This is a genomic window from Pantoea sp. ACRSC (genome assembly GCF_022346785.1).
Taxonomy (GTDB): domain Bacteria; phylum Pseudomonadota; class Gammaproteobacteria; order Enterobacterales; family Enterobacteriaceae; genus Pantoea; species Pantoea alvi.
The window spans coordinates 173,771-195,191 of sequence record NZ_JAKRNN010000005.1 but is presented as its reverse complement, the minus strand read 5'-3'; the positions used below and the strand labels follow the sequence as shown (position 1 = coordinate 195,191).

Here is a 21,421-nt window from a genome sequence, read left to right as displayed (position 1 = left end):
TTGCATTACATTTCTGGCGAAATAATTCGTAATAAAAATAACATTTCTCTTTACGGTTTTATTTACGAAACCGGCATTTAGCTACTGACAGCAAGTAAGTGAGCAAATACTAACAATCAAAAAGGTATTTGCGCTTATGTCTTTAATCTTCCAGGGACTGACCCATCAGCGGCTGTGTAAAATCGCGCTGCTGGCCTCATCTGTTCACGCCGCCTGCGGCTACGCCGCCAGCGCAGAAAGCAGCGATACGGTGATGACCGTTACCGCGCCGAAGCCGAAAGCGGGCAATTCAACCACTCTGACCGTAGTCGATCTGCAAAAGCGCGGCGCGAACGACTTCGGCGCCATTATGCGATATGAGCCGCTGATCGCCGCCCAGGGCTCGGCGGGCGGCTCCTCCTCGGGCAAAAGCGGCTTCGACCGCGCCGGCTACAGCGGCTACAACATTCGCGGGCTGGAGAGCAATCGCGTCGGCCTCGACGTTGACGGCATTCCGCTGCCGAACGCCACCGGCCGCGCCTACGCCAGCCGCGCCGGCAATAACACCTTCGGCATCGGCCGCGGCGACTATATCGATCCCTATATGTTCAGCAGCGTCGAGATTGAAAAAGGTGCCACGGCGGTCGATCAGCCTAACGCCTCTATCGGCGGCAACGTCTCTTTCCATAACAAAAGCGCCGACGACTACCTGAGCAGCGCCAAAACCACCTTCTTCGGCTATCAGAGCAACTACGACTCTTCCAGCCGCAGCTGGCACAACGGCATCACGGCGGCGGCGGGGGACGATGAGCTGCGCGGGCTGTTTGTTTACAGCCGTCGCGACGGCCAGGAAACCCAAAACAACAGCGGCGTAAAGGATGCTTACCCGGCTAACTGGCACTCCGACGCCTTTATGACCTCCGGCATCTGGCAGCCCAACGATCTCCACAAGCTGAGCGCCACCTTTGACTACTACCATAAAACCAACCACACCCACTACGACGGCTGGGATAGCTCTGGCAACACCATCTGGGGCACTGCGCAGCAGCAGAGCGACACGCGCCGTTTTGGCGTCAGCCTGGCGGATGAGTGGACGCCCTATAGCGACCTGCTGGATACGCTGACCACGCGGCTCTACTGGCAGAAAACCGAATCCCACGACAATACCTGGATGCCGGCCAGCGCCCGCGCCTATGAACGCGTCTATTCGGATTACAACACGCGCAGCCTGGGCTTCGACACCCGCGCCAGCAAAACCGTCGGCCGCCATGAGCTAAGCGCCGGCGTCAACGCCCGCACGGAAAATACCGAGCGCCCGTTCCGCCAGTCGCCCGTGCAGAGCCAGTACAGCGTGATTATGCAGCCGCAGGCCGACAGCCGCAGCTACACCGTTGCCGGTTATCTGCAGGACAAGATTAACGTCGATCTCAACAGCCATAACGTTGCGATCGTTCCCGGCGTGCGGGTGATCTATCAAAATACCAAACCGCGCAACCTCTCCAGTCTCGCCGCCGGCAGCAGCGTGCTGAACGAGACGCAGCTGGAAACGCTCTACGGATCCGGCAACAGCGATACCGAGGTGCTGCCATCGCTCACCTTCCAGTACGATCTGACGCCGACGCTCACCACTTATCTGCAGTACAAGCGCGGCGTGCAATTCCCGACCGCCAGCCAGCTTTACGGCTCCTGGAACCTCGGCTCCAGCTACGCCGGCCGCGCCCAGTACGCGCTGGTGGGCAATACGGATCTCGACACCGAAACCAGCAACGATGTTGAGTGGGGCCTGAAAGGCGAGCCGGTAAAAGGCGTAACGGTAAACGGCTCGCTGTTCTATAACCGGTATAAAAACTTTATCGCCTATACGCGCTACACCCGCGCTGGCAATCCCGATAAGTTTGTTAACGTGCCGGGTAATATCTATACCACCTATCAGGCGGAAAACCGCGACAAAGCCTATATCTACGGCGCTGAGCTGGCGACCAGGCTGAACTTTGGCAGCTGGTTCCAGCAGGTCGACGGGCTGAGCGCCACCTTTGCGCTGGGCTATAACGAAGGGAAGTCGAAATCGAGCTACGCCGGGGACAAATATGTCGACCTTGATAGCGTCGCGCCGATGAAGGCGATCGTCGGCCTGGCGTGGGATGACGCACAGCGCGGCTATGGTGCTGCCGTCACCGCCACCTTTGTGAAAGGCAAGCGCGCCACGGAGACTAACCGCGAAAGCTACAGCAACAGCGGCGCGGCGATTGCTGATGCCACCGGCGAGTATATGCGCGTGCCGGGATATGGCATGGTGGATGCAACGGCTTACTGGCAGATAGCGAAACACGTCAGGCTGAGCGGCGGTATCTATAACCTGACCGACCGCAAATATTGGGATTACACCAGCAGCCGCGCGCTGACCAGCGATACCGCGCAGGATCGTAACGATCTGGCGCTGGCGGTTATGCCGGGCCGGACGTACCAGCTGGGCGTCAACGTCGATTTCTGATCACTGGATCGCCCTGCGCAGGCGCAGGGCGCTTCTCTTACGGGAGCAAGGCGCTATGAATTTACTGTGGCAGCACTACCAGACGCTGAAAAGCGAACATCCGAAAAAATACGCCCGCGAGCTGGCGGCGTTAATGGGCATCAGCGAAGCCGCGCTGTGCGAGGCGCGCGTCGGCCATGAGGCGCAGCCGCTGAAACCGCAGTTCCGCGCGCTACTGCTGGCGCTGGAGGCGGTCGGCGAAACGAAAAACATCACCCGCAATGCATATGCGGTGCATGAGCATCTGGGCCGCTATCAGAACCTGAAGCTGGGCGAGCACGCCGGGCTGGTGCTGAACCCGCGCGCCCTCGACCTGCGCTTCTTCCTTAGCCAGTGGCGCAGCGCTTTCTTTCTGCGCGAGCAGAGCGGGGGCGGCGAGCGGCAGAGCATTCAGATTTTCGATCGTCACGGCGACGCGGTGCTGAAAATCTATGCCACCGACCATACCGATATGCCAGCCTGGCAGGCGCTGATTGCGCGCTTCGCTGAGGATGCGCCCGCCGCGCTGCGCGTCGAGCCGGTAGAGGCGGCGAGCTTCGCCCGGCATATCGACGCCGTCGTCCTCGACCGCGAGTGGCGCGCCATGACCGACGTGCATCAGTTTTTCGCGCTGCTGAAGCGCCACAACGTCTCGCGCCCGCAGGCGTTTCGCGCGGCAGGCCGCGATCTGGCGTGGCGCGTGGATAACGACGCGCTGGCGCGGCTGCTGACGCTGGCGCAGCAGGAGGGCAATGAAATTATGATCTTCGTCGGCAATCGCGGCTGCACCCAGATCTTTACCGGGGCGGTGGAAAAAGTGGTGCCGATGGATAACTGGCTCAACCTGTTTAACCCGCACTTCACCCTGCACCTGATGGCAGACCAGATCCATGAGAGCTGGGTGACGCGCAAACCGAGCGGCGACGGCTTTGTCACCAGCCTGGAGCTGTTTGCGGCCGACGGCACGCAGATCGCCCAGCTCTACGGCCAGCGCAGCGAAGGCACGCCGGAGCAGGCGCGCTGGCGCGAGCAGGTGACTTCGCTGAGCGCGGCGGGAGAAGAGGTATGAAACGGCTGATCCCCGGATTAATGCTGCTGCTGCTGGCGCTGCCGTCGCTGGCGGCGGATCGCGTCATCACCATCGGCGGCGACGTCACGCAGATTGTCTACGCGCTGGGGGCGCAGCAGGCACTGGTGGCGCGCGACAGCACCAGCCAGCATCCGGCGCTGGCGAAGCGTCTGCCGGATATCGGCTATATGCGTCAGCTCAACGCCGAAGGCATCCTGGCGCTGAAGCCGACGCTGGTGCTGAGCAGCGAGCTGGCAAAACCGTCGCTGGCGCTGCAGCAGGTTGCCCAGGCTGGCGTTAAGGTGGTGGCGATCACCGGCGAGAACAGCCTTGAGGCGATCCCTAAAAAGATCGCCGCCATCGGCAAGGCGCTGCACCGCGATGAAGAGGCGCAGGCGCTGGCGCAGCAGGTTAACCGGACGCTGGCGGCGCTGCCGAAGCGGCCGCTGCCGGTGAAGGTGCTGTTTATTATGACGCACAGCGGCATGAAGTCGCTGGCGGCGGGCAGCGATACCGCCGCCGACGGTGCCATCCGCAGCGCGGGCCTGGTTAACGCTATGGCGGCGGTTCCGCACTATCAGCCGCTGTCGCAGGAGGGCATTATCGCCGCCGCGCCCGATCTGGTGGTGATCGGCAACGATGGCCTGAAAACGCTGGGCGACGAAGATAAGGTGTGGCAGCTGCCCGGCCTGGCGCTGACCCCGGCGGGTCAGCATAAAAACCTGCTGGTGATCGATGAGATGGCGCTGCTCGGTTTTGGCCTGGATACGCCAGGCGCCATCGTTAAGCTACGCAAAGCGGCGGAAGCGGCGCGGCATGAGTAGTGGCGCTGCGCTGCGCTGGCTGGCGCTGATGCTGGCGAGCATGCTGGCGGCGATGGCGCTGGCGGCGAGTTTCGGCGCCATGTCGCTGTCGCCGCGCACGCTGTGGCAAACGCCGCTCAGCGATATGGCCTGGCAGATCTGGCTGCATATCCGCCTGCCGCGCGTGCTGCTGGCGGTGCTTATCGGCATGGCGCTGGCGCTCTCTGGCGCGGTGATGCAGGGGCTGTTTCGCAACCCGCTCGCCGATCCCGGCCTGCTCGGCATCAGCAGCGGCGCGGGGCTGGCCGTGGCGATCGCCATTCTTCTGCCGCTGACGCTGCCGCCGCTGCTGTCGCTCTGGCTGCCAACCCTGGCGGCCTTTCTCGGCAGCCTGGCGGTGATGCTGCTGATCTTCAGCCTCAGCCAGCGGGCGCAGGGCAGTCTGGCGCGCCTGCTGCTGGTGGGTATCGCCATCAACGCGCTGTGCGGCGCGGCGGTGGGCGTGCTTTCCTGGCTGAGCGACGATCGCCAGCTGCGCCAGCTCTCGCTGTGGGGTATGGGCAGCCTGAGCCAGGCGCAGTGGCCGATGCTGGCGGTGTGCGCCGCCTTTATCCTGCCCGCCTTGCTGCTGACGCAGCGGCGCGCGCGCCATCTGAATTTGCTGCAGCTGGGCGAAGAGGATGCGCACTATATGGGGCTTGACGTCAGGCGCACCCAGCGGCAGCTGCTGACGCTGAGCGCGCTGCTGGTGGGCGCGGCGGTTTCGGTCAGCGGCATTATCGGTTTCGTGGGCTTAGTGGTGCCGCATGTAATGCGTTTCTGTCTCGGCAGCGATCACCGCTGGATGCTGCCGGGTTCGGCGCTGGCGGGTGCCATCCTGCTGCTGCTGGCGGATACGCTGGCGCGCACCGTCGTGGTGCCCGCCGAGATGCCGGTGGGGCTGCTGACCAGCCTGCTGGGCGGCCCCTGGTTTCTCTGGCTGATCCTGCGCCAGCAGCAAGGAGTGGAATAATGGAGCGGTTAGAGGCGCGCCGCCTGCGCTATGCGCCGGGCGGACGAATAGTGATCGACGCGCTGGATCTGTCGCTGGCCTCGGGCGAGCTGGTGGCGCTGATTGGCCCAAACGGCGCAGGCAAGTCAACGCTGCTGCGTATGCTGACCGGCTTTTTGCCCCCCGACAGAGGCGAATGCCGGCTGGGCGGCCGCTCCTTAGCGGAGTGGCCGCGCGCGGCTGGCGCAGCGGCGTGCGGTGATGCGGCAGCAGAATCCGCTCGCCTTTGCACTGCCCGCCGCCGCCGTGGTGGCGATGGGGCGCGCGCCCTGGCCAGCCGCCGGTACGGCGGCCATCGTTGAGGAGGTGATGGCGCTGACCGGCTGCGGTGAGCTGGCCGGGCGCGACTATCGGCAGCTTTCCGGCGGCGAACAGCAGCGCGTACAGCTGGCGCGCGTGCTGGCGCAGCTCTGGTGCGACGGCGCACCGCGCGGCTGGCTGTTTCTCGACGAGCCGACCTCGGCGCTCGATCTCTACTGGCAGCAGAGCACGCTGCGGCTGCTGCACCGGCTATCGCGCCAGGGCGATTTCGGCGTGTGCGCCGTGCTGCACGATCTCAACCTGGCCGCGCTCTGGGCGGATCGCATTCTGCTGCTGCATCAGGGCAAACTGGTGGCGCAGGGTTCGCCGCAGGCGGTGATGACCGAGGAGACGCTGACCCGCTGGTATCGGGCAGACCTGCGCGTTTCCTCGCATCAGGAGAGCGGCAGGCCGACGATTCAGCTGCGCCTTTAGCGCCGTTTGGCTTACTATTCATAGCGTTAGCGCTTAGCGGCCTGCGGATTTTCGACCATACTTGCTACTCTGAATCACTGAACAGGGAAGCAACCTATGAACGATGCACTAGATCAGGCCGCCGAACAGCTTGGCGAGCGTCTTCTCTCCTCTGAGTGGCGGTTAGCGACCGCCGAGTCCTGCACCGCTGGCTTGATCAGCATGACGCTGGCAAAAGTGGAAAACAGCGGCAACTTCTATACCAGCGGCTTCGTGACCTACAGCGATACGGCGAAAAGCCAGCTGCTGGGCGTGCGGCCGGAAACCCTTGAAGCGCATACCGCAGTGAGCGAAGAGACCGCGCGCGAGATGGCAACTGGCGCCCGCGAGCGCTCCGGCGAACCGGTCAGCCTGGCGATTACCGGCTATGCCGGCCCGGACGGCGGCGAAGACGGCACGCCCGCGGGCACCATCTGGTTTGGCTGGGGCTTGCCCGACGGCAGCGTTGTGGCGGAGATGCGACGCTTCGAGGGCGAGCCGAAATCGGTCATGGAGCAGGGCGCGCAGTTTGCGCTGGAGCGTCTTGCGGTGCTGCTGCGCGACGTCGCCCTGCATCAAAATCCTTAGCGGCAGTCGACGATCAGGCGGCCGCGCACCTTGCCGTCCAGCAGATCCTGCGCGCCCTGTTTCGCTTCGCTGAGCGGGATCAGCGTCGTAAGCTGCGTCAGAATATCGCCGTTCAGCAGTTCGCCGAGGCGCTGCCACGCCTGCTGGCGCAGCGGTTTCGGGCACATCACGCTGTCGACGCCGGCCAGGGTCACGCCGCGTAGGATAAAGGGCGCCACGCTGGCGGGCAGATCCAGCCCCTGCGCCATGCCGCAGGCGGCGACCACGCCGTCGCGCTGGGTTGCGGCCAGCACGTTGCTCAGCGTGTGGCTGCCGACGCTGTCGATCGCCGCCGCCCAGCGCTCTTTCGCCAGCGGCTTGCCGGGCTGCGACAGCTCGCTGCGGTCGATAACCGAACGCGCGCCGAGGGTGTCGATCAAATAGCCTTCGTCGCTGGCGCGTCCGCTGGCGGCGATCACCTCATAGCCCAGGCGGGCCAGCAGGCTGACGCTGAAGCTGCCGACGCCACCGCTGGCGCCGGTGACCAGCACCGGACCGCGATCCGGCGTTACGCCCTGTTTCTCCAGCGCCATCACGCACAGCATTGCGGTAAAGCCCGCGGTGCCGATCGCCATGGTCTGTAGCGGGCTCAGGGCGGCGGGCACCTCTACCAGCCAGTCGCCTGGTACGCTCGCCTTCTGCGCCAGGCCACCCCACTGTTTCTCGCCGACGCCCCAGCCGGTCAGCAGCGCCACGTCGTCCAGCTGCCATTCTGGATGGCGGCTGGCGGTGACGCGGCCGACGAAATCGATGCCCGGCACCATCGGGAACTGGCGCACGATGGGGCCTTTATTGCAGATGGCGAGCGCGTCTTTGTAGTTCAGCGTGGAGTAAGCGACGTCGACGGTCACATCATGGTCGGGCAGCTGGGATTCGTTGAGGGTTTTCAGGTTGGAGCGGTAGCCTTGCTCATCATTTTCAATGACTAATGCTGTAAACATGCAGCCTCCGGCAATCAGGAAATGTGCCGGTCAGTCTACTCCTCCTCGACGGCGAGGGGTAGAGAGGGGGCAGGCCGCTGCATAATATTTCAAAAAGTTAAGATAATTAAGCGATTATATAACGCGGTATTTTTTTAAAGGCTTATTTATCATTGAGTTGCTGTTTTTTATGTTGCAGGCCTGTTTCATCGGGCGGGTTGTTCCCCCGCGAAAAAAATGACATGATTGCGCCTCTTTTCGCCTACCGTTGAGGATGCCGATTTGGCCGGAACAATGCGCAACAGCACTTGCCTCCGCTCGCTTTGCCCTGCGCGCAAGGCGCTCTCCTCTGCTCGCTGCTGTCAATCCTTCCCGCGCCTCATGCGGTGAGGCCAGCTAAACGTTCGCTGTTGGGCATGCGTAAAGACAGACGCGATCTGGCTTTACTGATGTCTATCGGGTGCGGCTTTGCTTTTCGCTCTCTCTCCGCTTCCGCCTGACGTTATTCGCCGGGGAATCTTCCCTATTGCCGTGCCTCTGGCACCCACTCATCCTTCACCGTTGGGGATTTGTGTTATGACACCACTGAAAATTGCCGCCAGCGCCGCTGTGGCTCCCAGCCTTACTCTGAATACCGGGCGTGACGTAGTGACGCTGGACAACACCGACTTTACCGACGTGGCGGCGGTGGTCGTCTCGCTGGCCGATACCCGCAGCGGCGTGCTGGCGCTGCTGCGCCATACCGGCTTTAACCTGCCGGTATTTGTCGCCAACGCCTGGGAAGAGGATGTGCTGCATCTGCCAGGCGTGACCGGCGAGCTGAACGGCTCCGCTCAGGAGTGGGCGGCGCTGGAAGCGGCTGCAGCGGAGTATGAGGCGAACCTGCTGCCGCCGTTTTTCGACACCCTGATGCGCTATGTCGATATGCAGAACAGCACCTTCGCCTGTCCTGGGCATCAGGGCGGGGCGTTTTTCCGTAAGCATCCGGCGGGAAGGCAGTTTTTCGATTTCTACGGCGAGAACGTTTTTCGTTCCGATATGTGCAATGCCGACGTCAAGCTAGGGGATCTGCTGATCCATGAAGGCTCGGCGAAAGATGCGCAGAAGTTCGCGGCAAAGGTGTTCAACGCGGATAAAACCTACTTTGTGCTGAACGGCACCTCCAGCGCCAATAAAGTGGTGACCAACGCGCTGCTGACGCGCGGCGATCTGGTGCTGTTCGACCGTAATAACCATAAATCGAACCATCACGGCGCGCTGATTCAGGCAGGCGCGACGCCGGTCTATCTTGAGGCGGCGCGTAATCCGTTCGGGTTTATCGGCGGTATCGACGCGCACTGCTTCGACGAGGCCTGGCTGCGCGAGCGGATCAAGGAGGTGGCGCCGCAGCGCGCCGGGGAGACGCGTCCCTTCCGGCTGGCGATAATTCAGCTCGGCACCTACGACGGCACGGTCTATAACGCGCGGCAGGTGGTGGATCGCATCGGGCATCTCTGCGACTACATTCTGTTCGACTCCGCGTGGCTCGGCTATGAGCAGTTTATTCCGGTGATGGCGGGCACCTCGCCGCTGACGCTAGAGCTTACCGAGAACGATCCCGGCATTTTCGTTACCCAGTCGGTGCATAAGCAGCTGGCGGGCTTTTCACAGACCTCGCAGATCCATAAAAAAGATAACCATATCCGCGGGCAGAAGCGCTTTTGCCCGCACAAGCGGCTGAATAACGCCTTTATGCTGCACGCCTCAACCAGTCCTTTTTATCCGCTGTTCGCCGCGCTGGACGTCAACGCCAAAATGCATCAGGGCGAGGCGGGCCGTCAGCTGTGGCAGTCGTGCGTGACGCTCGGCATCGAGACGCGCAAGGCGATCCTCGAGCGCTGCGAGATGATCCTGCCGTTTGTGCCGGAGCAGGTTAACGGCGCGCGCTGGCAGGATGCGCCGACGGAGACCATCGCCCGCGACAGCCGCTACTTTAGCTTTGAGCCCGAGGCGCGGTGGCACGGCTTTGGCGGCTATGCCCGGGATCAGTATCTGGTCGACCCCTGTAAGCTGCTGCTGACTACGCCGGGAATTGACGCGGCGAGCGGGGAGTACGCCGACTTCGGTATTCCCGCGACGATCCTGGCGAACTATCTGCGCGAAAACGGTATCGTGCCGGAGAAGTGCGACCTTAACTCTATTCTGTTTCTGCTGACGCCGGCGGAGAGCCCGGAGAAGATGGCCCATCTGGTGGCGATGCTGGCGCAGTTCGAACAGCACGTCAGAGAAGATGCGCCGCTGGCGGAGGTGCTGCCGACCATTTATCGCAAGAATCAGGCGCGCTACAGGGGCTATACCCTGCGCCAGCTCTGCCAGGAGATGCACGATCTCTACGTCAGCTTCGACGTGAAGGATTTGCAAAAGGCGATGTTCCGCCAGCAGAGCTTCCCGGCGGTGAAGGTGAATCCACAGGACGCCCATCAGGCCTATATTCGCGGCGACGTCGAGCTGGTGCCGATTGCGCAAGCCGAAGGACGCATTGCCGCCGAAGGGGCGCTACCTTATCCGCCAGGCGTGCTCTGCGTGGTGCCAGGCGAGGTGTGGGGCGGCGCGGTGCAGCGCTATTTCCTGGCGCTGGAGGAGGGGATCAACCAGCTGCCGGGCTTCTCGCCGGAGCTGCAGGGGGTTTATACCGAGGATGACGGGCAGGGGCGCCTGCGGCTGGTGGCGAATATGATGGTGGAGGGGGGGCAGGCCTGACGGGCGGGTGGTGTTGCCTGACGGACGGGTGGCGTTGCCTGCTGCGCAGGCGGGCCTGAGCGGGATTCGTTTGCTGTCCAGGTGGGCCTGAGCAGGTTTCGTTCGCCCGGCAGCCGGGCAGTTTCATTTCGCCCTCTGCGGGCGACCGAGCAGGGCCGGTAGGCGCCGGCCCTGCACCCGCGCCCCGGGCCAGCTCACCCGCCCGCTGCGCGGGTCCCTTCGCTCTGTCAGGATTTCTGACGGACCGGCTGGATTCGCCATCCCTGGCTCATGCCAGCCTCTTCGCGGCATCCCTGCCGCTCGTCCTGAAATCCTTCCTCCGCTCAGCGGCTGCGATGGCCCCCACCCCCCCCCGCTGCACGTCCTGACTCTTTAAGGCGCAACATTATCGCTGCAGGCGTGAATCATGTATTCAGACGACAGCGTCGTTAATAAAACCGCGACCTTATGGCTGCAAGCGTGAACCTTGCATACAGACGACGCCGTCGTTACTAAAAATCGGAACCTTGTCGCTGTAAATGCGAACCCTGCATACAGACAACGCAGCCGTTAATAAAAAACAGGGAAATTACAGGCGGGGCAGTATCAGAGGCATCCGACACGCTGAGGCGCGCACGGCGGCCAGGACGAGCCGACAGGACGTCGGCGAGAGGGAGGGCCAGGCCAGGACGGCCTGTCCCGACCGGTCCGTGGGCCGACGTAAGCAACGAAGGAACCGCGCGGAGCGCGGCGTGGAGGCTGCCGGAAGCCGGGATTGTTAAGGGGCTGGCGAGCCCCTTAACACGCACGCTGGCAGCGGAGCTGCTGAAACTCCCTGCCGCCTGGCGGGCGGAACCCGCTCAGCGCCCGCTCGCGCAGCGAACCTGAGTCGCCTGCCCGAAAGAGAAACTGCAATCGGCGGGAACCCGCTCAGAGCCTGTTCGCGCAGCGAACCTGAGTCGCCTGCCCAAAAGAGAAACTGCAATCGGGCGGGAACCCGCTCAGCGCCCGTTCGCGCAGCGAACATAAGCTACCTGCCGCGCAGTCACCCCCCCATCGAGCGAAACCCGCTCAGCACCCACTCCCCATCAATAACGCCGATAGCTACGCTGCGCCGTGCTCACCTTATACAAATAGCGCCGCGACTCCGCAGACGGATGCTGCGTCGTCAGCGTGTTATAAACCTGCCCCGGCGACATATTATTAATAGCGTTAAAGGCGCGATCCTTATCGCTGGAGAAAACGCGCAGCACGCTGCCCGCGCCGCCGTTGTAGGCGGTGATCACCGCATAGCGACGCGACAGCGGATCCTGGATCCCGCCCAGATAGTTGTTTTGCAGCAGCGAAAGATAGGCGGTGCCCGCGTCGATATTATTCTCGGGATCGAGCAGATAGCTGCGGCTCGGCTTGCCCCACTTGCCCTTCATGCGGAACACATCCACGCCTGCGGTATGCTGCACCACCTGCATCAGCCCCAGCGCGTCGGAATGGCTGACCGCATAGGGGTTAAAGCTCGACTCGGTCTGCATAATCGCCAGAATCAGCGAGGCGTCGACGCCGTACTGCTCGGCAGCCTTACGCACCATCGGCAGATATTTGTGCGCACGCTTGTCGAGGTGGTTTGGCACCATCGGGATGGTAACCGAGTAGATAACATGCAGGCCGGAAACGCGGCGCTGCAGCTTGTTTTGCAGCAGATAATCGGCAAAGTTGCCCGCGCGGCCCTGCCAGCGAATCGGCTGGCCGGTGTTGTCCAGCACCTGGCCGTAGAGCAGCGGCTCTTTGCTGATCACGATATCGTTAGCGTCGGAATAGAGATCGACATTGCCCGGATCGTCGCCGATCAGCAGCGTGGTCACGATCGCCTGGCGCAGGCTGGCCATCGGATCGGTACCGGAAATGGTTTCAATCGTGATGTTACCGCTTTCGAAGTTGATATGGCTGCGGGTGTAATAGTTGTCGCTGTATTTGACGTAATCTTTCGGCCCGGCGATCAGGACTTCGTTGATACCCCAAATATTCTCGATGTTATGCGCAAACTGGCCCATCAAAATATCGAAGCCGTTGGTGTCCTTTACCCACTCTTCGTGATATTGCGAAGACTTCTTTCCTGAACAGGAGACCAGAAGGGGGGCGATCACCAGCAGTGCGAGCAATTTCTTATTCATTGTAAATACGTGCCTGACCCGGAAAAGAGAGGGGCCTCAACGCTGAGGCCCTAAAATTTATGCTTCTGGCGGCGTATAGCCTTCGATATGGACCTCTTTGCCTTCAAACAGGAAATTCACCATCTCCTTCTCCAGCACCTTGCGGTCTTCCGGGTTCATCATGTTGAGCTTCTTCTCGTTGATCAACATGGTCTGTTTGGCCATCCACTTCTGCCAGGCCTCTTTGGAGATTTCATTGTAAATGCGTTTGCCCAGTTCGCCCGGGTAAAGCTGGAAATCCTGGCCTTCAGCATCGCGTTGCAGGAAGGTGCAAAAAATTGTGCGGCTCATTACTTTTCCTCTTCAATCTCATGCCGGTGCAGGGCCAGCTGTTGCGGGTGACGCAGCTCGTTCAGAAGCCGCTCAACCGGCGCCGCCAGCCCCACTGACGGCGGCTGGGCTAAGTTATACCAGAGACCGCCTGGTTCATCCATCGCCGCCCCGACAGATGACCACGATAGCCACATTGGCACGATATCCAGATGGAAATGGCTGAAGGTATGACGAAACGCGGTTAGCTGCTGTGGCTTTGCATCGATACCGCGCGCCCGCAGCCAGTCGTGCAGCGCATCCTCGGTGGGGAACTGCGGAAAGCAGAACAGACCGCCCCATAATCCCACCGGCGGACGCTGCTCCAGCCAGACCTCGTCGCCATCCTGCAGCAGCAAAAACCAGCCGCTGCGCTCCGGCAGGATCTGCTTCGGCTTTTTGCCGGGATAGCTCGCCTGGCTGTTGTTGGCGTAAGCGACGCAGCCGCTGTTAAGCGGACAGATATCGCATTTGGGCTTTGAGCGGGTACAGACCAGCGCGCCAAGATCCATCATCGCCTGGTTAAACTGGCTGACGCCCTCGGCTGGCGTAACCTCTTCGCTAATCTGCCACAGCCGCTTCTCTACCTCTTTTTTGCCCGGCCAGCCGCCCACCGCATAGCAGCGCGCCAGCACGCGCTTTACGTTGCCATCGAGGATCGGGAAGTGCTGGCCGAGCGACAGCGACAGCACCGCGCCTGCGGTGGAGCGGCCAACGCCAGGCAGCGCCGCAACCTCATCGAAGCTGCGCGGGAACTCGCCCTGATGCTGGTCGACGATCTGCTTTGCCGCCTTATGCAGGTTGCGCGCGCGGGCGTAGTAGCCCAGCCCGGTCCAGAGGTGCAGCACCTCGTCGATCGGCGCGGCGGCCAGATCGGCAACGGCAGGAAAGCGCGCCATAAAGCGTTCGAAATAGGGAATAACGGTGGCGACCTGGGTCTGCTGCAGCATGACTTCTGAGAGCCATACTTTATAAGGCGTTTTCTCCTGCTGCCACGGCAGGGTCTTGCGGCCAAAGCGCTGATACCAGTCCAGCACCTGTTGCGCGAACTGCGGCGCTTGCATCATAAGAAGGAAATTTTCCGTGATTACTCTACACTCAGGCAGGCATTCCAGCACAGGCGCGGCCCCGGTGTAAACCTGAAGATCGCAAGGGCTTGCTTCTGCTAATTAACTTTGCATAATGCGCCTTTCCCAAACAGGCTACTCAGCAGGCTACAACATGATTAATGACGTCATCACTCCGGAATTTGATGAGAACGGGCGGCCACTGCGCCGTATTCGCAGTTTTGTGCGCCGCCAGGGGCGTCTGACAAAAGGACAGCAGCTGGCGCTCGACCAATACTGGCCGGAGATGGGCGTTGAGTTTCAACCCGAGCCGCTGGATCTGACGGGCCTGTTTGGCCGCGACGCGCCGGTGGTGCTGGAGATCGGCTTCGGCATGGGCGCTTCGCTGGTGACGATGGCGCAGAACAATCCGCAGCAGAACTTCCTCGGCATCGAAGTACACGCGCCGGGCGTGGGCGCCTGTCTCGCGTCCGCAAAAGAGGCGAACGTTGAGAACCTGCGCGTGATGTGTCACGACGCGGTGGAAGTGCTGGAGAAGATGATCCCCGATAATTCGCTGCGTATGGTGCAGCTTTTCTTTCCCGATCCCTGGCATAAAGCGCGTCACAACAAGCGCCGCATCGTGCAGACGCCTTTCGCCGAGCTGGTGATGCGCAAGCTGAAGCTGGGCGGCGTTTTCCATATGGCGACCGACTGGGAAGCCTACGCTGAACATATGCTGGAAGTAATGAACAGCATCGACGGCTACAAGAATCAGTCGGAAACCCAGGACTATGTGCCGCGTCCGGAGACGCGTCCACTGACCAAATTCGAGCAGCGCGGGCAGCGACTGGGCCACGGCGTTTGGGACTTAATGTTTGAGAGGATTAAATAATGGCCACACATCGCAGCCGTCGTTTACGTAAAAAACTGCATATCGACGAGTTTCAGGAGCTGGGCTTCTCGGTCGCCTGGCGCTTCGCCGACAACACCTCGGAGCAGGAGATTGATAAAACCGTCGACGATTTTATCAACGAAGTCATTGCGCCCAACGGGCTGGCCTATGACGGCAGCGGCTATCTGGTGTGGGAAGGACTGGTTTGCCTGCAGAAGACCGGCAAATGCACCGACGAGCACCGCGAGCTGGTGCGCAAGTGGCTGGAAGATCGTCAGCTGAGTGATGTTCAGGTTACCGAACTTTTCGACGTCTGGTGGGACTAAGTTCCGTATCGGCCTGGCTGGCTGGCGCTCCTGACGCCGGGCAGTGCTCGCCTTCCTCACGTACTTCAGTACGCTGCGGAGGCTGTGCGCTGGCCGTCGCCAGTCGCGCTGCGCCGCCGACGGCCGACCTGTCATTACCGCGGCTGGTTCAATTGTTAGGGAGAGATTATGGTTCGTAAAACGCTTATCGCCGCGCTGCTGCTGGCAGCGACGCAGGCGCAGGCTGCCTGGGAGTGCAGCGTCAAACCGCAGGATGACGTGATCATCAAGCCGCAAAGCGTGCAGGTGGTCGGCGCGAACGGCAACCTGGAGATCTCCCCGCAGGGCGATGTGCAGCTCAACGGCCAGAAAGTGGCGGTGAATAACGCGCAGCGTCAGCAGGCTATCGACTACCAGAATGCGCTGCGCCGCGATCTGCCGTGGATCGATAGCGGAGCCTCGTCGCGCCTGGAGAAGGGCCGCGTGGCGCTGGATAAGGTTATCGTCGAGAAGCTTGGCGCCGACAGCAACGTGCGCAACCGCCTGACCACCCTTAACGGTCAGCTGAAGCAGCAGATGAACCGCATTATCGAACACCGCGACGACGGCCTGACCTTTCATCATCAGGCGATCGACCAGGTGCGCGCCGACGGCGAACGTCTGGTGCAGAGCACCATGGGCGGCGTGCTGCAGGACAGTCTGAACGAGATGGGCAGCAAGCAGGCGAGCGGCAGCAACCCGCTGCAGGCGATTATGGGCAATCTGGGCGGTCTGCAGCAGTCGATTCAGGCGGAGTGGAGCAATCAGGAGCAGGACTTCAAAAACTTCGGTCAGGAAGTCTGTAATCGCGTTATTAGCCTGGAAGATCGGCGCAAGAAGCTGGTCGGCAGCGTGAAGTCGTAAAGGCAGCGGCGCGCTTGTGGGTTTCAGGCGCGCCTTGCGGGGTTACTCGTTGCCCCACTGATTAAGAAACTCAGCGATCTCGTCAATACGCTGGGCGTCGATGCCCGCTTCGACAGCCATCTCTTGCTGCGCCTCTTCGCTGATTTCCTCATTATTCATCAGGCGCGTAATCAGCAGCTGGAAATAGTGCGCCAGCGAATCGCGTTCCGATTCGCCAACCGGCTTGTCACTCTCCGTCGCATACTCATCCGCAACGTCATAATATTTGATCGGTATTTCACTGTTCATAAAGCGTCTCCAGGATAATGCCTGTGTAGGTGAAGGGCACGCTGCGCTGTTTCAGACGTTAAGCATTTTCGCCGTGGCATCTATGTCGATCTCATCTTCCGAGAAGATCAGCGTGGTGCCCTGGAAAGTGGTGATCGCCAGCTTTTTCACCACGCGCATTTCGCCAGGCTTGATCTCGCTTTTTGGCCTGATGTTATTCAGCAGCGAGCCGACAGAGAGCACGGTGTTCTCTTTATCGATACGGGTATCTGCCGGCACCTCTTCGCTGAAGACCACAAAAGATTTGATCGCGGTAAGCTTGATGCGCTCGCCAGCGATAAAGATATATTTGCTCTCCGGGACCACTTTCACCGCATAGGCTGACAGCCCCTTGCTGTTGGTAGTGGGTTCGAAGGTTACCGCCGCATTCTTTTTGATCAGCTCAGGGTTGGCGACCTTGATCACATGAAAATAGCGGTTGTCGCCGTTTTCATCTTTGATAAATCCAAAACCCTTGTCCTGAAACCAGGTTGTGATCGTTCCGTTCATCGCCGTTACCGCCTGTTTAATCGTTAATCTACTCAATTTTTGCAGCGCGCAGTGTAAAGCACAATGGCTGTGCCGACTACGGCTTTGGGGTAAGTGTGGATGATAAATTTCGCGGCTGCGAGGGGAGAGCGGACAGCGCCGGGGAAACAGATATAAAAAAACCCGCACGGGGCGGGTTTATTCATTATCAGCGGCGCTTAGCTGCTCTGGCTTTTGCCTTCATCGCTGTTCCAGGCGTCGCTGATAACGGGCGCGTCTTACAGCGCGGTGACGTTGCCGGCAGCAGGGCCTTTAGCACCATTTTCAATGGTGAAAGAGACTTTCTGGCCTTCGTCGAGAGTTTTGTAGCTGTCGCTCTGAATTGCAGAGAAGTGTACGAATACATCTTTGCTGCCGTCGTCCGGAGTGATGAAGCCGAAACCTTTGTCAGAGTTGAACCATTTTACTAAACCAGTCATTTTGTTAGACATAGATATTTCCTTAATTTATGAGCCACTAAAAGCGGCAGAGATGGCCTGAGAATTACTTATGGGGCGCTTAGGAGGAGGCTCACGAAGAAGGGTATCTTTGGATAACACTTGAACTGAGGACTGCTTTACTAAAACTGCTTTCATAAGGTCTGTATTCCAAACCGATGGCGCTATTAAGCCACAGGGAATGCGATCTGGCAACATTTATATTAATTTATTTTAACCACTTATACACCTGGACGGCTGCATGGATAGCCGCTGCGGCTCACGATTCCGGCTGAATCAGAGATTCAGGCGTCTCGCTGAGATGGTAGCCAGTTCACAACTCTGGCCTTAGCCAGCCGCGGGTGCCCTGCGTGCGTGCTAGTCTTGCCGGATGCCGCGCCCCCGTTCCTCTTTATAACAGGTTGTATGAAACGCAGATTGCCTTTCCAGGTAAAACTCTTTCTCTCGCTGGTGCTGTTTTCCTGCCTGCTGCTGGCGCTGCAGGGCGTTATCCTGTTTCATTTTATCGATCGGCAACTGCATCACGATCTGGGGCAGCGCGCGCGGGTACAGGCGAGCGTGATTGCGCTAATGCCCGGCCTGGCGGAAAAGGTGGCGAGCCGCGATATTGCGGGCATCGCCCGGCTGATCCAGCCGCTGCGCGATCAAAGCGACGCCAGCTATATCGTGATCGGCGACGCGCGCGAGCAGCATCTCTACCATTCCGAATCGCCCGAGCGCATTAATCTGCCGCTGATTGGCGGTGATAATGGCGAGGTGCTACAGGGGAAAACCATTATTTCGGTGCGTAAGGGCGGTATCGGCGTGTCGCTGCGCAGCAAAGCCCCTGTTTTTGATGCGCACCATCAGGTTATCGGTATCGTCTCGGTCGGCTATCTCACCTCCTGGATCGCCAATATCAACGTCAGGCTGCTGTGGCAGGCGAGCCTCTACGGGCTGGCGCTGCTGCTGCTGCTGTTTATCTTTTCATGGGCCTTTAGCCGCAACCTTAAAAAGCAGATGTTCTGGCTGGAGCCGAAAGATATCGTGCTGCTGGTGCTGCAGCAAAAAGCGCTGCTCGAAGCGATGTATGAAGGGGTCTTTGCCGTCAACGCCGAAAAGCAGCTGATCTTAATCAACCGCGCCGCCAGAGAGCTGCTGGATATCGATCGCAGCGAGAGTGAGCTGCTGGGCAAGCCGCTGCATGAGGTGGTGCAGATCCCTCCCGGCTTTCTCAGCGAGAGCGGCGGCCAGGAGAAGGGCCGTCAGCACGATCGGATCACCGTCCTCAACCAGCGTCAGGTGATCGTCAATCAGGTCGCTATCGATCTTGAACCCGGCGTGCCGGGCGGCTGGGTCTGCAGCTTCCGCGATAAAAATGACATCAATACCCTGAGCAGCCAGCTAAGCCAGGTCAAGCGCTACGCGGATAATTTGCGCATTATGCGCCATGAGCAGCTTAACTGGACCGCCACGCTGGTGGGTCTGCTGCAGATGCAGCGCTATAACGACGCGATGCGCTATATCCAGGCGCAGTCCGCCGGCGCGCAGCAGGTGCTCGATTTCGTCTCGGCGCGCTTTACCTCGCCGGCGCTGTGCGGGCTGCTGCTGGGCAAATATGTCAGCGCGCGGGAAAAGGGGGTCGAGCTGACGTTCGATCCCGCCTGCCAGCTCGCCCGCATCCCGGCGACCATTAGCGAAACCGCTCTGATGTCGGTGATCGGCAACGTGCTGGATAACGCGGTAGACGCTACGCTCAAGGTAAAGCGACCCGCTCCGCCGGTCGAACTCTATATTTCCGATCGCAACCAGGAGCTGTTGATTGAGGTGGCCGATCAGGGCTGCGGCGTGGACGAGCAGCTGAAACCCCGGCTGTTTGAGCAGGGCGTAACCAGCAAGCCCGCCAGCGACGACGACCCGCTCGGCTCGGAGCACGGCATCGGCCTCTATCTGGCGGCGGGCTATGTTCATCAGGCGGGCGGCAGCATCGAAATCAACGACAATGCGCCACAGGGAACCATTTTCACGATTTTTATTCCGTTCCCGCCCGCTGTTTCGACAGGACTTTCTCATGAACAACGCTAAGCCGCTCGAGGTGGTGATTGTGGAAGATGAGCCGCATCTCGCCGGTTTGCATCGCGAATTTATCGAGCAGCATTTTCATCTGCGCGTGGTGGGGATTGCCGCCACGCTGGAGCAGGCGCGCCAGCTGATCGAACAGCATCAGCCGCGGCTGGTGCTGCTGGATAATTACCTGCCGGACGGGCAGGGCGTTACGCTGATCGACGATCCACTGCTGAAGCGTTTTGACTGCTCCGTGATCTTTATTACCGCCGCCAGCGACATGCAGACCTGTAGCCACGCGATGCGCAGCGGCGCGCTGGACTATCTGCTCAAGCCGGTTTTTTTTCATCGCCTGCGCGCCTCGCTGGAGCGGTTTATGCTGCTGGTGCAGACGATGCGCCAGATGACCAATGTGGATCAGCACGCGCTGGACAAGCTGTTCAATTTGCCAGCCAGCGACGCGTCGCCCGCGCCCTCGACCAAAGGCATCGAGTCACTGACCCTGACGCGGGTTAAACGCTTTTTTAGCGATGCGCCCGATTGCAGCTGGTCGGTAGAGCAGGTGGTAGAGAGCGTCGGCATCAGTAAAACCACCGGCCGTCGTTATCTGGAGTACTGCGTGGAGATCGGCTTTATCGGCGTCGAGATGCAGTACGGCAATATTGGTCATCCCCGGCGGCTCTACCGCAAAATAAGCGGCCTGAAATAGTGTGATCGCGCGCAATAGAGGCGGGCGATGCCGGCGTGGTTTTAATGGTGTTAATTGCCGAAAAAACGCCAATAATCACACTTCGCGAAGATAACGTTCGGACACCTCTTGCCTGGCCAACACGTTCGGCTATGTTGACCCTTAGTTCCTAAAGTGTAACTAAAAGGTTAAATATAATGTCGAACAAATATCCTCTTACTCTGGTTGCCGCTACCGTATTTATCTCCTGCTCCGCCTTCTCCGCGCTGCCCCAGGGCTATCCGGCGGACTATCAGGGCGTTATCGACGCCGCGACCAAAGAAGGCAAGGTCGTGGTCTATTCCACCACCGATGTTAAAGCCGCCGGGCCGCTGATCAAAGGCTTTGAAGCGACCTATCCTGGCATTAAGGTTGAATATAACGATATGAACAGCACCGAGCTGTACAACCGTTTTATCAGCGAACAGGCCTCCGGCGGCACCAGCGGCGATGTGGTCTGGAGCTCCTCGATGGACACCGGCCTGAAGCTGGCCACCGACTACGCGCAGGAGTATCAGTCGCCCGAACTCGGCCAGCTGCCGAAGTGGGCGGTCTGGAAGAACCGCGCCTACGGCACCACCTACGAGCCGGTGGTGATCATCTATAACAAACGGCTGATCCCGGCTGGCGACGTGCCCGATTCCCACACCGCGCTGGCGAAGCTGATCGCCAGCCAGACCGATAAATTCAAGAGCAAAGTGACCACCTATGATATTGAGAAATCGGGGTTAGGTTTTATGCTCTCGGTACAGGATTTCAAAGCCGATCCCAACTATTTCAAAACGCTGGCGGATGTGGCGAAAGGCGGCCTGGCGGTGCAGTCCTCTACCGGCACCATGATGGAGCGGGTCTCTTCCGGCGAAAACCTGATCGGCTTTAATATTCTCGGCTCCTACGCGGAAGCGCGCGCCAAAACCGATCCATCGCTGGGCATCTCCTATCCGAAGGACTACATGCTGGTGCTGTCGCGCGTCTCCTTTATCAGCCAGCAGGCGCAGAACAGCCATGCGGCGAAGCTGTGGCTCGATTACGTCCTCTCTGAGAAAGGGCAAACCATTCTGGCTAACCAGGCTGATATCCCCTCGCTGCGTAACGATATCGAAGGCAAAAACGATATCGACGGCCTGACCAAAATGTCAGGTAACGCGCTGAAGCCTATCCCGGTAGACGAAAGCCTGCTGGAGTACCTGCAGCCGAAAAAACGTCTGGATTACATCAAACAGTGGCGCACAGCCGCCGGTAAATAACGGCAGTACGGAAGCGCG

At 60.3% G+C, this 21,421-nt stretch carries 19 protein-coding genes and 1 pseudogene; 13 read left to right on the top strand and 7 right to left on the bottom strand.

The window, feature by feature from the left end; all coding sequences use genetic code 11:
* Window positions 1–145 precede the first annotated feature (145 nt).
* The 6 genes and pseudogenes from MHZ97_RS08065 (at window position 146) to MHZ97_RS08040 (ending at window position 6,752) form a co-directional block, all read left to right on the top strand.
* Window positions 146–2,470 (top strand): TonB-dependent receptor domain-containing protein, encoded by a 2,325-nt coding sequence (locus MHZ97_RS08065; protein WP_374044242.1) that lies wholly within the window; start codon window positions 146–148, stop codon window positions 2,468–2,470.
* A 55-nt stretch (window positions 2,471–2,525) separates the two neighbouring features.
* Window positions 2,526–3,557, top strand: a complete 1,032-nt coding sequence (locus tag MHZ97_RS08060; protein ID WP_239314276.1) for a hemin-degrading factor — start codon at window positions 2,526–2,528, stop codon at window positions 3,555–3,557.
* Window positions 3,554–4,381, top strand: coding sequence for a hemin ABC transporter substrate-binding protein (locus tag MHZ97_RS08055; protein ID WP_239314275.1), 828 nt, complete (start codon window positions 3,554–3,556; stop codon window positions 4,379–4,381). The genes MHZ97_RS08060 and MHZ97_RS08055 overlap by 4 nt, the downstream gene beginning before the upstream one ends.
* Window positions 4,374–5,372: an iron ABC transporter permease gene (locus MHZ97_RS08050; RefSeq protein ID WP_239314274.1), complete on the top strand. Its 999-nt coding sequence runs from the start codon at window positions 4,374–4,376 to the stop codon at window positions 5,370–5,372. The genes MHZ97_RS08055 and MHZ97_RS08050 overlap by 8 nt, the downstream gene beginning before the upstream one ends.
* Window positions 5,372–6,146: pseudogene (locus MHZ97_RS08045) on the top strand (heme ABC transporter ATP-binding protein). Before MHZ97_RS08050 ends, MHZ97_RS08045 begins: the two are co-directional and overlap by 1 nt.
* Window positions 6,147–6,242: 96 nt before the next feature.
* Window positions 6,243–6,752 (top strand): CinA family protein, encoded by a 510-nt coding sequence (locus MHZ97_RS08040; protein ID WP_239314273.1) that lies wholly within the window; start codon window positions 6,243–6,245, stop codon window positions 6,750–6,752.
* Here the strand turns inward: MHZ97_RS08040 and MHZ97_RS08035 are convergent.
* Window positions 6,749–7,732, bottom strand: coding sequence for an MDR family oxidoreductase (locus tag MHZ97_RS08035; protein ID WP_103794721.1), 984 nt, complete (start codon window positions 7,730–7,732; stop codon window positions 6,749–6,751). The genes MHZ97_RS08040 and MHZ97_RS08035 overlap by 4 nt on opposite strands.
* A 555-nt stretch (window positions 7,733–8,287) precedes the next feature.
* Here MHZ97_RS08035 and MHZ97_RS08030 point away from each other — a divergent pair.
* Entirely contained in the window at window positions 8,288–10,450 is a 2,163-nt protein-coding gene (locus tag MHZ97_RS08030) for an ornithine decarboxylase (protein ID WP_239314272.1), read from the top strand.
* A gap of 1,067 nt (window positions 10,451–11,517) precedes the next feature.
* On the opposite strand, the gene mltC is transcribed toward MHZ97_RS08030, so the two are convergent.
* From mltC to mutY, 3 genes are read right to left on the bottom strand one after another with little or no spacing between them, the layout of a single operon-like run.
* Window positions 11,518–12,597: a membrane-bound lytic murein transglycosylase MltC gene (gene mltC, locus MHZ97_RS08025; protein ID WP_103794723.1), complete on the bottom strand. Its 1,080-nt coding sequence runs from the start codon at window positions 12,595–12,597 to the stop codon at window positions 11,518–11,520.
* 57 nt (window positions 12,598–12,654) lie between these two features.
* On the bottom strand, window positions 12,655–12,927 hold the full coding sequence (locus MHZ97_RS08020) for an oxidative damage protection protein (protein ID WP_033792153.1): 273 nt from the start codon (window positions 12,925–12,927) through the stop codon (window positions 12,655–12,657).
* Window positions 12,927–14,012, bottom strand: a complete 1,086-nt coding sequence (gene mutY / locus MHZ97_RS08015; protein WP_103794724.1) for an A/G-specific adenine glycosylase — start codon at window positions 14,010–14,012, stop codon at window positions 12,927–12,929. Before mutY ends, MHZ97_RS08020 begins: the two co-directional genes overlap by 1 nt.
* A 154-nt stretch (window positions 14,013–14,166) precedes the next feature.
* Between mutY and trmB the strand changes: the two genes are divergently transcribed.
* From trmB to MHZ97_RS08000, 3 genes are all read left to right on the top strand, one after another.
* On the top strand, window positions 14,167–14,886 hold the full coding sequence (gene trmB / locus MHZ97_RS08010; RefSeq protein WP_103794725.1) for a tRNA (guanosine(46)-N7)-methyltransferase TrmB: 720 nt from the start codon (window positions 14,167–14,169) through the stop codon (window positions 14,884–14,886).
* Window positions 14,886–15,212, top strand: coding sequence for a YggL family protein (locus tag MHZ97_RS08005; RefSeq protein ID WP_103794726.1), 327 nt, complete (start codon window positions 14,886–14,888; stop codon window positions 15,210–15,212). The genes trmB and MHZ97_RS08005 overlap by 1 nt, the downstream gene beginning before the upstream one ends.
* Before the next feature lie 168 nt (window positions 15,213–15,380).
* Window positions 15,381–16,094, top strand: a complete 714-nt coding sequence (locus tag MHZ97_RS08000) for a DUF2884 domain-containing protein (RefSeq protein WP_103794727.1) — start codon at window positions 15,381–15,383, stop codon at window positions 16,092–16,094.
* Window positions 16,095–16,136: 42 nt separating this feature from the next.
* Here MHZ97_RS08000 and MHZ97_RS07995 read toward each other — a convergent pair whose 3' ends face one another.
* From MHZ97_RS07995 to cspA, 3 genes are all read right to left on the bottom strand, one after another.
* Complete coding sequence (locus MHZ97_RS07995; protein ID WP_103794728.1) at window positions 16,137–16,382, bottom strand: DUF2543 family protein; 246 nt, start codon at window positions 16,380–16,382, stop codon at window positions 16,137–16,139.
* Between the two features lie 51 nt (window positions 16,383–16,433).
* Window positions 16,434–16,910: a cold-shock protein gene (locus MHZ97_RS07990; RefSeq protein ID WP_103794729.1), complete on the bottom strand. Its 477-nt coding sequence runs from the start codon at window positions 16,908–16,910 to the stop codon at window positions 16,434–16,436.
* A 257-nt stretch (window positions 16,911–17,167) separates the two neighbouring features.
* A complete protein-coding gene (gene cspA, locus MHZ97_RS07985; protein ID WP_023479762.1) occupies window positions 17,168–17,380 on the bottom strand; it encodes an RNA chaperone/antiterminator CspA in 213 nt (70 codons plus the stop codon).
* Between the two features lie 411 nt (window positions 17,381–17,791).
* On the opposite strand from cspA, the gene MHZ97_RS07980 reads away from it, so the two are divergent.
* The 3 genes from MHZ97_RS07980 to MHZ97_RS07970 all read left to right on the top strand — a co-directional run bounded on the left by MHZ97_RS07980 (window position 17,792) and on the right by MHZ97_RS07970 (window position 21,403).
* The gene (locus MHZ97_RS07980) at window positions 17,792–19,450 is read left to right on the top strand and encodes a sensor histidine kinase (protein WP_239314271.1); all 1,659 of its coding nucleotides are present in this window, start codon (window positions 17,792–17,794) and stop codon (window positions 19,448–19,450) included.
* Window positions 19,437–20,138 (top strand): response regulator, encoded by a 702-nt coding sequence (locus tag MHZ97_RS07975; RefSeq protein WP_239314270.1) that lies wholly within the window; start codon window positions 19,437–19,439, stop codon window positions 20,136–20,138. The genes MHZ97_RS07980 and MHZ97_RS07975 overlap by 14 nt, the downstream gene beginning before the upstream one ends.
* A 176-nt stretch (window positions 20,139–20,314) precedes the next feature.
* The gene (locus MHZ97_RS07970) at window positions 20,315–21,403 is read left to right on the top strand and encodes an ABC transporter substrate-binding protein (protein ID WP_239314269.1); all 1,089 of its coding nucleotides are present in this window, start codon (window positions 20,315–20,317) and stop codon (window positions 21,401–21,403) included.
* Window positions 21,404–21,421 lie beyond the last annotated feature (18 nt).